Origin of the sequence: Acinetobacter sp. ACNIH3 (assembly GCF_002918965.1) — a bacterium.
GTDB lineage: Bacteria > Pseudomonadota > Gammaproteobacteria > Pseudomonadales > Moraxellaceae > Acinetobacter > Acinetobacter schindleri.
The window spans coordinates 46,137-60,399 of sequence record NZ_PQLP01000013.1; the positions used below are offsets into that span (position 1 = coordinate 46,137).

The window sequence follows — 14,263 nt, forward strand, 5'->3', positions numbered from 1 at the left end:
GATCATGTATCTGTCTAGCGCTTGAATTGATAGATTACATCGCTTGACCACGACAATTTATGTCCTTTTCCACCTTTTTACTGCTGCATGTTTTAGAATTTTAGGTAAAATCATTTTATTAATGATTTACTTATTTGGACTTCTATAACAATGACCCAAGTACAACTGCAACAACTACAAAAACAACTTTGGAATATTGCCAATACTTTGCGTGGCACCATGGGCGCCGATGAATTCCGTGATTACATACTGGGTTTTATTTTTTTTAAATATTTATCAGAAAAATCGGTGAGCTTTGCCAACGAATTGCTCGATGGTGAAGACCTCAGCTTTTTAGAATTACATGAAAATAATGCTGAGCATGTACCGTATATCGAAGAAATTAAAAAGAATGCCATTGCCGAAGTCGGTTATGCGCTCACACCAAAACAGCTATTCCATACCTTAGCCGAGCGTGGTCGTCAGGGCGAATTTATTCTAGATGATTTAACTGCAACCTTAAAATCGATTGAACAAAGCACGTTAGGCACCGACTCTGCCGATGACTTTGCCAACCTGTTTGAAGATCTGGATCTAAACTCGACCAAGCTTGGCAATAATGCCAGCGACCGTAATGCACTGGTGGCGAAAGTCCTGAGTCATTTAGATGATATTGATTTTGATATTAGTAATACCGAAGCCGATGTACTGGGTGATGCTTACGAATACCTGATTGGTGAGTTTGCATCGGGTGCAGGTAAAAAAGCAGGGGAATTCTATACCCCGCAAACGGTATCGACCTTACTGGCGAAGATTGTCACCCAAGGCAAAGAGCGTTTACGTTCAGTCTATGACCCGACTTGCGGTTCAGGTTCTTTGTTGCTACGGGTAAAGCGTGAAGTTAAAGATGTCGATATGATTTACGGTCAGGAGATGAACCGTACCACTTACAACTTGGCACGCATGAACATGATTCTGCATGATGTGCATTTTGCCAAGTTCGACATCAAGCAGGAAAATACTTTAACTCGTCCGCAGCATTTAGATAAAAAGTTTGATGCGGTGGTGGCGAATCCGCCATTTTCTGCAAAATGGTCTGCCGATCCTTTATTTTTACAAGATGAACGCTTTGCTGCGTATGGCAAACTGGCGCCAAGTTCTAAAGCCGATATGGCATTTGTACAGCACATGCTGTATCAACTGGATGACAACGGCACGATGGCGGTGGTGTTACCGCATGGCGTCTTGTTCCGTGGTTCGAGTGAGGGCGTAATTCGTCAGTATTTGATTGAACAGTTGAACGTGGTGGATGCGATTATTGGTCTACCCGCCAATATATTCTATGGCACGTCTATTCCGACCTGTATTTTGGTGTTGAAGAAAAACCGTGAGAATAGCGGCAATATTCTGTTTATTGATGCCAGCAATGATTTTGAAAAGCAGAAGAACCAAAACAAGTTATTGCCTGAGCATTTGGATAAGATTGTTGCGGCATTTGAAAAGCGTGAAAATATTGAAAAATATGCGCATGTGGCGACTTTGCAAGAAGTGAAAGATAACGATTACAACCTCAATATTCCGCGTTATGTGGATACTTTTGAAGCGGAAGCCGAGATTGATTTAGATGCGATTGCAAAACAGCTTCAAGCTTTGGAACACGACAGCCAAAAGACTGATGCCATCATTGCTGATTTCTGCAAAGAGCTAGGCATTGTTTCACCGTTTGTGGAGGTGAAGTGATGGCTACGCCAAAGTTAAGATTTAAAGAGTTTGATGGGGATTGGACGAGTAAGCAATTAGGAAAAATTATTGGAATTTCCTCAGCATCTCGTGTTTTTAAAGAACAATGGCAGGATTCTGGCGTTCCATTCTTTCGTACTAGTGATGTAGTTTCTATTTTCAAGAATAAAGAAAATGAAAAAGCATACATTTCTTTAGAGTTATTTGAAGAACTAGCTAAAAAATCAGGAAAAATTAAGCAAGGTGATTTATTGGTTACTGGCGGAGGGAGTATTGGTATTCCTTACTTAGTTCCAAATGATCAGCCTCTTTATTTTAAAGATGCCGATTTACTTTGGATGAAATCGTCAGGAATTGTTGAAGGATCTTTCCTTTATAATTTTTTTATTAGTCCTAAATTTAGAGAGTATTTAAAAAGCATTTCTCATACTGGAACAATTTCTCATTTTACGATTGAGCAAGCTAAAGCTACACCTTTTGGTTTCCCATCCAAAGAAGAACAAACCAAAATCGCCTCTTTTCTTTCTGCTGTGGATGAAAAGATTAGCCAACTTACGCAAAAACATGAACTGCTGAGCCAATATAAACAAGGCATGATGCAAAAGCTGTTTAGTCAGCAGCTTCGTTTTAAAGCGGATGATGGTAGTGAGTTTGGGGCGTGGGGAAATTTAAAAATTTTTGATTTAGCAAAAGATAAAACATTAAATAATGGTGTTTTTAATGATCAGAATAAGGTTGGGAAAGGCTACAAATTAATTAACGTTTTGGATATGTACATCAATAGAGATATTGACGAATCAAGATTGAAATTATTGGATTTAAGTAAGAAAGAGTTTGAAACAAACAAAGTTTATTATGGAGATATCTTCTTTACACGTTCCTCATTGGTAAAGGAGGGAATCGCCTTTTCAAATGTATATCTAGGGAATAGTAATGATGTTACCTACGATGGACATCTAATCAAACTGACTCCTGACCTAGATCGAGTTAGTCCTATATTTTTAAATTACGTTTTAAAAACTAATGCTGTGCGTAAACAGTTAATTAAAGGTGGTAAAACTGCAACTATGACGACTATTGGTCAACAAGAAGTGGGAAATACTATGGTTCCATTACCTTGCCTAGAAGAACAAACCAAAATCGCTAATTTCTTGTCTGCGATTGATCAAAAAATTGAAGTGGTGGCACAGCAAATTGAACAAGCGAAAATTTGGAAAAAAGGCTTGTTGCAGCAGATGTTTGTGTAGGGGGAAAGTTATGGCAAATTGGCTAGTAACCGTGAATTATGCTGAGTTTGATTTAGAAACAGCTTATGATGCTTTGTCGCAGATTTATTGGAAGAATTCAGCCACTAGTGAAGGTAAAGGGTTACAAATCAATGATATTGTTCATGTATATGTGACCCAACCCATCTCAAAGGTGATGTATCAATTCAAAGTACTGGGGCATGCGGAAAACTCAGAATACCCAGTAGCTCAGAAAGTATTTTGGTCGGATAAAAAGAAAATTGAAAGTTATCTAGGTGGATACTCTATTTTTGAAAAGTTAAACAAAGTGGATAAATCCACTTTGTCTTTTGAATATTTCAGACAGGAAAACTTAATTCCTGATGCTCCTATTCAAGGCCGTCGCACAGATCGAGATAAAGCTTCAAATGATCCAATCCGCATTTTTTTAACTCACATTTTTAATGAGTTTAAAACTGATAGTGTGAATACCGACTATCCCGATGAAGCAGGTTTAGAAAATGAAACCTTTCCAGAAGGAGCTAAGCAAACGGTTTTAGTGAATAAATATGAGCGTAACCCTGAAGCAAGGGCTAAATGTATAGAAATTCATGGAACACGTTGTTATGTCTGTGGTTTAAGCTTTGAACATATGTATGGTTCATTTGCTAAAGATTTCATACACGTACATCATCTTAAGCCTTTGCACACGATTGACGAAGAGTATCAAGTAGATCCTAAAGAAGATCTAAGACCAGTCTGTCCTAACTGTCACGCCATGCTCCATAAAACCGAAAATGGTCTTCCAATGACAATTGAGAGATTAAAACTTTTATATAGCGTTTCTTTGAGGAATCCGCTTAGACAAACATTTGAAGAATAAATAATTCGAGATTTTTAATGCAGCTTTATCAAACCCAAGCACAGTCATTAGTAGAACTTACAGAAGATCCTTTTCGTTTGGAAAGAGAAATTCAAAGTCTGTTTGAAAACAATCTTTACAGTTTTACAGGTCTGGAATTCATCAAGTCCGAGTTCACGATCAAGAATAATCGTATAGATACACTGGCTTTCGATCCCGAAAGTCAGGCGTTTGTAATTATCGAATACAAGCGTGAACGCAATTATAGCGTGATCGACCAAGGCGTTTCTTATCTGAATCTGATGCTCGACTACAAGGCAGATTTCATCGTTGAGTACAACGAGAGCCAGAGCAAACAGCTTAAACGTCACGATGTCGACTGGTCACAAAGCCGAATCATCTTTGTTTCACCGAGCTTTACCGACCGTCAAAAGCAGTCCACTAACTTTAAAGATTTAGGCATTGAACTGTGGGAAATCAAACGCTATCAAGGTGGAATTGTTTTTGTCAATCCATTGCAAAAGGCGAAGTCAGCACCGTCGATTAAACAAGTGCAAAAAATTGAGTCAGAACAAATTCAAAAGATTGCTAAAGAAATTCAGCAATATGATGAAGAACATCATTTAGGTGATAAATCTGATGATATTAGAGAGTTATATGAAAGATTCAGGGATTCTATTTTGAATCTTTCTCCAAACTTTGAACTAAATATTAAAAAAGTCTATATAGCCTTTCAAATTAACAATAAAAATCTAGTCTATTTCTCAATCAGGAAAAATCAAATCAAGATCTATTTGAATAGAAAGTACAATGAAATAGATGATCCTAAAGGATTAGTCAAAGATATGACAGGAGTTGACCATCATGGAAGTGGTGATTGTGAAATTGTAGTTATAGATACGGAAAATCTAGAATATATCTTGAGTTTAATTAAACAAACATTGAAGTGAATAATTTAAGATTTTAGAGGGGAAGGGAATGACAGTACAAAGCGAATACCAACTTGAAAACGAACTGATTAGCCAGCTCAAGCAATTGGGTTATGCCTCAGTGATGCTCAAGGACGAAAGCCAACTACTGTCTAACCTCAAAACCCAAATTGAACGTGCCAATGGACTTGCGCCACTGTCAGAAACTGAATGGAAGCAGGTCATTAGCTTTCTCAATACAGGCACGGTATTTGAACGCGCCAAGAATCTGCGTGATCTGTTCCCAGTCAAATTTGATGATGGTACAAGCAAGCACATCTTTTTTCTCTCGGATGATCCAAGCAAAAACATCTATCAGGTGACCAATCAAATTACGATTGACCACCGCGACTATAATGGCCGTACCAGCCGTTTTGATGTGACACTCTTGGTTAATGGTTTGCCTTTGGTGCAAATCGAGCTGAAAAAACGCGGCATGGAAATTGCCGAAGCCTTTAATCAAACGCAACGCTATATTCGTGAAGCCTATTGGGCTGGGCAAGGGCTGTTTGGCTTTATCCAGTTGTTTGTGATTAGTAATGGTGCCAATACCCGTTATTACTCCAACGGCACCACAGGCATCGAGTTTGCCTTTCCATGGGCCGATGTCAGCAACAAACACATCAATGAAATTGTCGACTTTGCCGAAGCTTTTTTCAATCAGCAGCATCTGACCCAAATGCTGACTCAGTACATGGTGCTGCTAGAAACCACCAAAAGCCTGATGGTGCTGCGTCCCTATCAGATTTATGCAGTACAGAAAATTGTGGAGCATGTGCAAAACTCCGATCAGAACGGCTATATCTGGCACACTACAGGTTCAGGCAAGACCCTGACTTCATTTAAAGCCAGTCAGATCATCATGCAAATGCCTGATGTGGAAAAAGTTCTGTTTGTGGTGGATCGTAACGACCTCGATACGCAAACCTCACGCGAATTTAATGCTTTTAAAGCCGACAGCGTGGACAGCACCGATAACACATCGACCTTGGTGAAACAGCTGGATCAACGTCATGACAAACTGATTGTGACCACCATCCAAAAGCTCAATCGGGCCATCAGCACTGAACGTTATTTAGAATCGATTGATTATCTTAAAAATAAAAAAGTGGTGTTTATTTTTGATGAATGTCATCGCAGTCAATTTGGTGAGACCCATCAGAACATCAAAAAATTCTTCAGCAATGCACAAATGTTTGGTTTTACTGGTACGCCTATTTTTGAAAAGAATAGCCAAAGCAAAGCAGGTTTAAAACTCACCACAGATTACCTGTTTAATGAATGTTTGCATAAATACGTGATTGTCGATGCCATCCGTGATCGAAACGTATTGCAGTTCCAGATTGATTATCGTGGCAAATACACCGCCAAAGGCATGGCGACGAATGAAAGTTATGAGGAAGATGTAGAAGGCATCGATACCAAAGAACTGTATGACAACCCGCAACGCCTAGAAATGATTGCCCGCTACATTGTCAATATCCACGATACCAAAACCCGTAATCGTGAATTTACCGCAATGTTCTGTGTCAGTTCGGTCGAAACACTGACCCAATATTACGACATCTTTGAAAAGGTGCAGGCTGAAAAGCAAATTGAAGATGAAGCACAAGGTCGGATATTTAAACCGTTGACCATTGCCACTATCTTTTCCTATGCGGCAAATGAGGCTGTACCGACTGATGACTTAACTGGCTTGATTCATGAAGAAGCCGCAGATATTCCAAGTCAGGTTAATTCATCCAGTCGGGATAAGCTGGATCGTTACATTGCCAATTACAACCGACAGTTCAAAACCAACTACAATTCTGGTGATCAATTTTATGCGTACTATCGTGATATCGCACAGCGCGTAAAAAACAGACAGATTGATATTCTAATCGTGGTCAATATGTTCCTCACGGGCTTTGACTCTAAGCCTTTAAATACCTTGTATGTCGATAAAAATCTAAAATATCATGGCTTGATTCAAGCATTCTCTCGTACCAACCGTGTCTATAACGATAAAAAACCATTTGGCAATATCATCTGTTTCCGCAATCTCAAACGCGCCACAGATGAAGCGCTGGCGCTATTTTCCAATAAAGAAACAACTAAGATCGTCCTTGTTCCAAGCTATGCGGAAATCGAACAGGATTACCAAGCAGCGGTGAGCAAACTGTTTGCCTTAACGCCCAATTACCAATCAGTCGATGATCTTGTTACTGAAGAACAGCAACTGGAATTTATTAAAGCTTTCCGTGAAGTGATGCGCTACAACGCGCAATTACAAACTTTTATTGAATATGACCAGGATCAAACCGCATTAGATAAACAGCACTTTGCCAACTTTGCTTCCAAGTATGCTGACCTATGCCGTGCCGTTAGAAAGACCACCAAGAAAGAAAAAGTATCGGTGCTGGATGATGTCGATTTTCAACTGGATTTACTGCACAGTGACCGTATCAATGTTGGCTATATTATCAATCTACTACAGCTCGTAATCGATACAGACTCAGAGGACAAGCGTAAGAAGTACCAAGCGCAAATTTACGATTTAATCAGTAGTGATATTAGCTTGCACGATAAGCATGACCTCATTCAAAAATTCATCGAAGAAAACATACCTAAGATGATCAATGGGCAAAGCGTCCAAACGGCTTTTGCTCAGTTCTGGGATACTGAAAAAGAACAGGCCTATCAGCATCTTTGTAAAGAAGAAAATCTGAAACCAGAAGCGATGAAGCAGGTTCTGGAGCATTATGAGTTCACCAAACGCCTACCACGTAAAGAAGAGTTGAAGGACTTACCAAACTATAAGGTTAAGCTGTTTGAGCGGGAGAACGTGTTTAGCAATTTGCTGGTCAAGACACGCCAGTTGATTGAGAAGTTTTATGTAGGGTTTTAACTCGCTAAAGAAGTAAAGCACTTTAGTAGTGCTTTACATCGTTGGGTGTGTGCATTTATATAAACCTTAAAAATTATTTACTAACAAAAGACCTCTTGCTTTGGTCAAAATTTAATCAGTGATAAGCGTTGATTTTTTAAATAAATATCAAAGTCTAAAATAGTCAAAAATGATACTTTCGCAAGAGGTTTAAAAATTAAAGCTTTCTAAATAATTCTTTTGCATTTAGATATTCTTGTTGGTCAATATCTAAATATCTTAATAAAGCAGGTGTTTTTATTGAATCTAAATTATATAAAGCCCAATAAAATGTTTCATATCTATTTTGCTTTTTAAAATCTTTTATTTTTCCATTTATATAGGATTCATCTAAATCATCTTCAATAAATAATTCAATTATTTTTAAAGCGATACGGTTTAAATTATTGATGTCAATATTTTTCATTTTTTCACCTATTTGTATGAATTTTAATACACAGCATTATGTATTGCCAATTATTGTTATTTAAAATTCATTGAAAAGTGAAATAGTTTTTTTTGGTTAATATTTAGAAATTGACAGGATTTTTAAATATTGTCACATTTACCACATTTACCACATTTACCACATTTACCACATTTACCACATTTACCACATTTACCACATTTACCACATTTACCACATTTACCACATTTACCACATTTACCACATTTACCACATTTACCACATTTACCACATTTACCGCATTTACCACATTTACCACATTTCAGTGAATTGATTTTGGTATTTTTATTAGTGGAAGTGTAATGCATATATCTGTTGTACCGCAGTTGCTTTATTTTTTGTAAAACATTGATTATTAAATTAAAAAAAATTTATATATACTTTTTTTTGATTTTACGAACCAAATCAATCATTGAATTTCTAAATTTGATTTAATGCTCCTGCAGACTGAATTAAAATTTAGGTATGTTGGTTAGTCTGTTTACTAAATATTTGTTTTTTAATTATTTGAGGTAAAAAGTGAATAATTTGATTAACGGTTCAGATTCTAAGCAAGAGTTAATGATTGATGGAGATGTATTTTTTTCTATTATTAATAAGAGAAAGGAGGTTGAGTATTTTAAATCAATTGAGGATTTTGAAAATAATTTTTTAATTGAGGATTATGATAGTGGATTATATAAGGTTAATCAGATGAGTAATATATATGCAAAATATCCTGATTTTGATTGTGAAGGTTGTAATGCTATAAAGTTATGTGATGAAAGTGATATTAATAAAGCAACAGGATATTTAATTAATGGTGTTGCATCTAAATGGGATGAGTTAAGTGAGCCTCAAAAAAAGATTGAGGAAATTAACGTTAATTTTTCAATCGGTAAAGGAATTCCAGTTGCTAATTTAGATATCAAATATAAATCTTGGGTTTTTACAACAGATGATGTCTCTATTTTTAAGATTTTCGCTAAAAACAGACAGCCTATTGTCTATGTTTCTGATAATGATGATGGTTTTTATATAATTAATAATAATTTTGGAGAAGATATTTTTAAAGTTATGATTGGTTCGAAACCACCAAAAATGAATGGGGATTTATTTATTAGCAGTAATAATCTTCAGCATCTTAATGATGAGCTTAAATATAATTATTTAATAGAACAGGTAAGTCATTTAAAAAATATTGAAGATGCAAGATTGAACATGATAGCTAATGCGTCACCACTTGAAGCAACAAAGCAGTTGGAAACAGCATTGGTCGTAAGAACACTGTCTCAAATTGAAGAAAAGCCAACTGATTGGATTTGGGAAGGATGGTTAGCTGCTAGAAAAATAACTGTATTAGCTGGTATTGGAGGTTGTGGTAAGACGAATCTAATGCTTTCAATTGCAGCAACAATTTCAGTTGGAGGGGTATTTCCTGATGGTAGTAAATGTGAGGAACCTGGAAAAGTCTTGATCTATTCAACAGAAGATGCGGCTGATGACACGCTTAAGCCACGAATTATGTCTTATGAAGCTAATTTAGATAATATAGCTGTGATGGATGGAGTAGTTGATAGAAAGGGGAAAATTAGGTCGTTTGGGATAGAGGATATAACAGCATTAGAAAACTATGCAAAATCTAACCCTGAACTTCGGCTGTTAATTATTGATCCTGTCGTAGGGTTGGTACAAGGTGATTTAAATAAAGCTAATACGGTACGACAAGCATTAGATCCCTTGAGTAAGTTTGCAGAAGATTATAACTGTGCGGTTGTTTGTATTACTCATCTATCTAAAAGTGCAGGTAAAGAGAATATGCCTTTAGTTGAAAGATTTTTAGGTTCTCAAGCATTTACAGCAAAAGCAAGAATGGCATTATGTGCTTTAAAAGATGAAAATGAAGACAATTTCTATTTATCTAGAGTGAAAACGAATACAACTAAACAATCAGATAGTCATATGAGATATCAAATTGAATCAACGATTGTTGGCAAAGGAATAGAAACGTCTAAAACCACTTGGCTTGAACCTTTCGTTGGCTCATTTGATACTAAATCGGGTAATAAAAAGGAAAAAGTAACTGAAATTAATAGGGCAAAAAAACTTATATTAGATCTACTGTCTAAAAACGAGACTATCGCCTCTAAGCATTTGAAATTATTATGTTCAGAAGGAGGTATATCCGATGCCACTTATGGTAGAGCAATCAGAGATATAGGTGCAATAAGCTTTAAAAGAGAGCAAGCATGGTATTGGAGACTACCTACATAAATAGTAGATTAATAAGATGCAATACATGCAATACATGCAATACATGCAATACATGCAATACATGCAATACATGCAATACATGCAATACATGCAATACATGCACTAATTAATTGACTTATTGTCTTAGGGGACTTCATATTGATTATAGTCCCCTTAATAATTTCAACTTTTCAACTTTTCAACTTTTCAACTTTTCAACTTTTCAACTTTTCAACTTTTCAACTTTTCAACTTTTCAACTTTTCAACTTTTCAACTTTTCAACTTTTCAACTTTTCAACTTTTCAACTTTTCAACTTTTTAACTTTTCAACTTTTCAACTTATCTTGAATAGTATTTTATTTAAACGACAAAACTTGTCGTAATCAGCGCTAATCTTGCTTTTTAATATTTTATATTAAAGTTAAGATACTGGAATAGAAATAAAAATTGAGATAAGTGCTTAATGTCAAATACATTTGATGATGCTGAATTTGCAGCTGCTTTAAAGGATAAGGTATCTAACACATCCTTGAATGTTTTACTTTTTGTGAATAAGTTTTATACCAAAATTTATTTAAATAACGAAAATAATGATTGGATAGAGTTGGGGTATGGAGAGTTAGGAAGAGAAACTCGTGATTATTTAAAATTACTAATAAAGGCTAAAAGAGTACTAATACTTGAGTCTGCTTCTAAAGATTTGACATTGGAGAAGCCTAAGTTTGAGGATGCGCAAACTTTATCAACTTTAAAGAAACTTGATGAATGGATTAAGATTTCTATTAATTTGACTTCAGGTAGATTGGGAGAGGTAAAAACTCAAACTAAAAATAAAGTTATGTATGATGCAGCTTGGAGATGTCAATTCTCAGGTTGTGGAGTTGATTTAAGAGAACATTTAACTTCTAGTATGAGTGGAAACTATAGCTATTATGCTCATATTGTTGCATCTTCTGAGGATGGACCAAGAGGTAATAGTGATTCTGCAAAACTTGCGGATGAACCAAGCAATATCATGCTTTTATGCGATAAGTGTCATCGTTTAATAGATAAAATTGAGCCTCATAACTACGGTGTTGAAATTCTACGAGACATGAGGGAAAAAAGTGTAAACGAAGTAAAGCGATTATTAGATTGTTTGAAATTTCCAGAAGCGGAAATGATAGTTATTGGTGGAAAAATTGAGGGGCAACCTTTTATTTTTAATAGTCAAGATGCTGAGGAAGCGATGTGGCGACAAGAAATGAAAAGCTTTTCTCAACCGCACCGAATTTTAAAGAACCCAGACTATTTTAGTGCTTCTAATAACCCAAATTATTGGGTGAATATATTTGAATTATTTAAAACAGAAGATTTTCCTATTTTAAAAAAAATTTTGAACAAGGCTGCGCATGATTATAGACCAAAGATACTAGCAATCTTTCCATTACATGGTATGTCAGTTTTAATTTTGAGTGGGAGAATTATAGGTGATGCTTCAAGTATTGCCCTATTTCAGTTTCATAGACAAAAAGTTTTTGGTAAAGGTAAACAATGGGCATGGCCTGAAGTCGCTGAACCACAAGATAATAAGTTTAAAGTCATAACTCACAAAGAGAAAGTTGGTTGGGAAAGTGAAGCTTTTTTATTGGTGAATATAACTGTAAAAATCCCTGAATCTGAGCTGCCTAAGTATTTATTTAATAATGGATATACTCTACCAACTATAGAAATAACACTTGATGATTGTTCTTTTAATGCTATCAGTCACCCGAAAGATTTAGAGCATTTAGGTGAAGCGATTGATAGCGCTTATAAAAAGATTCAAGATGAATGGAGACTTCAGAAAGTTCACTTAATTATGGTTGCACCAACGACTGCGTGTGTACGCTTAGGTCAAAAAATGCAGGCTCGCCATCATGCTGATTTTATCTTATATGAACGTAAACCTGGTACTGGCAACAAAGGCCCATTTGAACCTAGTATCCAAATTGGTGCAAAAAAAGTTAGTTTAGTTGGAACAGATCAGGAAATAGATATTTCCTAAATATTAATCAAATAAATATGCTTTGAGCTAGAAGATGACTATTAAGAAAAAAGAAGTTTTTATCTCAGTAGATGTAGAAACATCAGGCCCTATACCTGGTGACTATGATCTATTGTCAATTGGCATGTGTTTGGTGGATAAACCAACACTAAATTTTTATTGTGAATTGAAGCCCATTTCAAACAAGTATGACCCTGAGGCGTTAGCAGTAACAGAATTTAACTTAGATACTCTTTTAAGTACGGGTTTGATGGCTGATGTGGCTATGGGCAAGTGTTCTGAGTGGATTAATAAAAATATCAATGACTATGAAACCCCTATATTTGTAGGGTTTAACGTTGGATTTGATTGGTCATTTATGAATTATTACTTCCATAAATATTTAGGAAGAAATCCATTTGGCTATACCTCAGTGGATATTAAGTCTATGTATTTGGGCTGTTTTGGTGGCGATTGGTCTGAAACTAAATCAAGTAAAATAGTTGAGAAATTAAAGCCGAAATTTACTGGTAATCATCATGCTTTGCAGGATGCAATATTTCAAGCAGAGTTATTTAATTTAATTTTAAAAGAAAAAAATGGGGAATAAATTATGAATTTGTTAGCACAAGCACAGCATCCAACTCAAATAGATAGTTGGGAAGTGGTTCTCATGAGTATTGTTGAAAAAATCTCATTGACTACGACTGAATATGAAAAAATTACGTCTCGATACAATACTTTGCAAGGCATATTGAATGCAGCCCGAGAACCTGTTTTACAAGATGCATATATTTTTGTGCAAGGCTCTATAGGTCTAAAGACAACAATAAAACCATTATCGAATGCTGAAGGAGACATGGCCAATGTTGATGCAGATGCCATTGTATTACTACCTAATGCACAAAATGCGGATTCAGCAGAAGTTTTAGATGCTTTAAAAACTCGCTTTGAAGAGGGCACTAGAACAGAGCACCCAGTTCAGGAATTACGCAGAGGGGTAAGAGTGGTTTATGCAGATGAAAATCCCGGTTTTCATATTGATATCACGCCAGCACGCAAGGTCCTTGGTAATGATAAAGAGGATGGTTACGGCAATTTAGAAGTACCAGATAGAGTAACTGGATGGAAAAATAGTACTCCTCGTGATTATTCTAATTGGCTAGAGAATCTATCTAAGCTCGAAATTAAAATTATTAGAAAAATGGCAGCTGGCGATAGTGTCATGATGGAAAGTGCTACCCAAGAACCTTTACCTTTATATGAGGATTATGTTGAGCATAATCCTTTACGTGCGACCATTAAATTACTCAAGCGACATCGAGACAAATGGGCAAGTAATCAGGATGATCCTTTATGTCGACCAATTTCAGCGGTTATTACGACGTTAGCAGCAAAAGCGTATCAAAAGGTAGCTTATGAATCACAAAATCAGCCATTACGACCAATTGAGGCTATTTTAAAGATCATTGCATATATGCCTGAGTTTATTGCCGAAACTGAAGATGGTTTCGCTGTTCTTAATCCTATGGACCAAGGCGAAAACTTTGCAGAGAAATGGAATCGTCCAAATGGTGAGGGTGAATCTTATCAAAAAGCGTTTTTTGCATGGCATTCACAAGCTTTAGAAAGTATGCAAATAGGGCTTTATGATCTAGAAAATCAAAAGAACTTCGAAGATAGACTTATTGAAAGCTTTGGCGTCCCAAGAATATTTATTCAAGATCAAATTAAAAATATTCCAAACAAATCATGGGTATTACCTGGACGAAATTCAAAAGTATCCCTCAATACAATTTCATTAGGTGCATTAGCTGGGACGTCATCAACAGCTGCTTCTGTACATACATCAACAGAACCAGTGGGTCGTCTTGGTTAA

The 14,263-nt window shown here is 36.0% G+C and carries 11 protein-coding genes; 10 read left to right on the forward strand and 1 reads right to left on the reverse strand.

The annotated features are described in order from the left end of the window. Window positions 1–150: 150 nt before the first annotated feature. Genes C3420_RS07675 through C3420_RS07695 form a run of 5 tightly spaced genes read left to right on the forward strand, consistent with a single transcriptional unit; the run spans window position 151 to window position 7,662 of the window. Entirely contained in the window at window positions 151–1,719 is a 1,569-nt protein-coding gene (locus C3420_RS07675) for a type I restriction-modification system subunit M (RefSeq protein WP_103800969.1), read from the forward strand. Beyond that, complete coding sequence (locus tag C3420_RS07680) at window positions 1,719–2,966, forward strand: restriction endonuclease subunit S (RefSeq protein ID WP_103800968.1); 1,248 nt, start codon at window positions 1,719–1,721, stop codon at window positions 2,964–2,966. The genes C3420_RS07675 and C3420_RS07680 overlap by 1 nt, the downstream gene beginning before the upstream one ends. Window positions 2,967–2,976: 10 nt before the next feature. Then, window positions 2,977–3,828, forward strand: a complete 852-nt coding sequence (locus C3420_RS07685) for an HNH endonuclease (protein ID WP_103800967.1) — start codon at window positions 2,977–2,979, stop codon at window positions 3,826–3,828. Between the two features lie 17 nt (window positions 3,829–3,845). Continuing rightward, window positions 3,846–4,757 (forward strand): DUF5655 domain-containing protein, encoded by a 912-nt coding sequence (locus tag C3420_RS07690; protein WP_103800966.1) that lies wholly within the window; start codon window positions 3,846–3,848, stop codon window positions 4,755–4,757. 28 nt (window positions 4,758–4,785) lie between these two features. After that, window positions 4,786–7,662: a type I restriction endonuclease subunit R gene (locus C3420_RS07695; RefSeq protein WP_103800965.1), complete on the forward strand. Its 2,877-nt coding sequence runs from the start codon at window positions 4,786–4,788 to the stop codon at window positions 7,660–7,662. A 196-nt stretch (window positions 7,663–7,858) separates the two neighbouring features. Here C3420_RS07695 and C3420_RS07700 read toward each other — a convergent pair whose 3' ends face one another. Further along, window positions 7,859–8,107 (reverse strand): hypothetical protein, encoded by a 249-nt coding sequence (locus C3420_RS07700; protein ID WP_004730515.1) that lies wholly within the window; start codon window positions 8,105–8,107, stop codon window positions 7,859–7,861. A 129-nt stretch (window positions 8,108–8,236) separates the two neighbouring features. On the opposite strand from C3420_RS07700, the gene C3420_RS17490 reads away from it, so the two are divergent. The 5 genes from C3420_RS17490 (at window position 8,237) to C3420_RS07725 (ending at window position 14,263) form a co-directional block, all read left to right on the forward strand. Further along, window positions 8,237–8,449 (forward strand): hypothetical protein, encoded by a 213-nt coding sequence (locus tag C3420_RS17490; protein ID WP_213064671.1) that lies wholly within the window; start codon window positions 8,237–8,239, stop codon window positions 8,447–8,449. A 216-nt stretch (window positions 8,450–8,665) separates the two neighbouring features. After that, window positions 8,666–10,399: an AAA family ATPase gene (locus C3420_RS07710; RefSeq protein ID WP_004730510.1), complete on the forward strand. Its 1,734-nt coding sequence runs from the start codon at window positions 8,666–8,668 to the stop codon at window positions 10,397–10,399. Window positions 10,400–10,842: 443 nt separating this feature from the next. Then, on the forward strand, window positions 10,843–12,405 hold the full coding sequence (locus C3420_RS07715) for an SAVED domain-containing protein (protein ID WP_004730507.1): 1,563 nt from the start codon (window positions 10,843–10,845) through the stop codon (window positions 12,403–12,405). 34 nt (window positions 12,406–12,439) lie between these two features. Then, entirely contained in the window at window positions 12,440–12,994 is a 555-nt protein-coding gene (locus tag C3420_RS07720; RefSeq protein WP_004730506.1) for a 3'-5' exonuclease, read from the forward strand. Window positions 12,995–12,997: 3 nt separating this feature from the next. After that, window positions 12,998–14,263 (forward strand): nucleotidyltransferase, encoded by a 1,266-nt coding sequence (locus tag C3420_RS07725; protein ID WP_004730503.1) that lies wholly within the window; start codon window positions 12,998–13,000, stop codon window positions 14,261–14,263.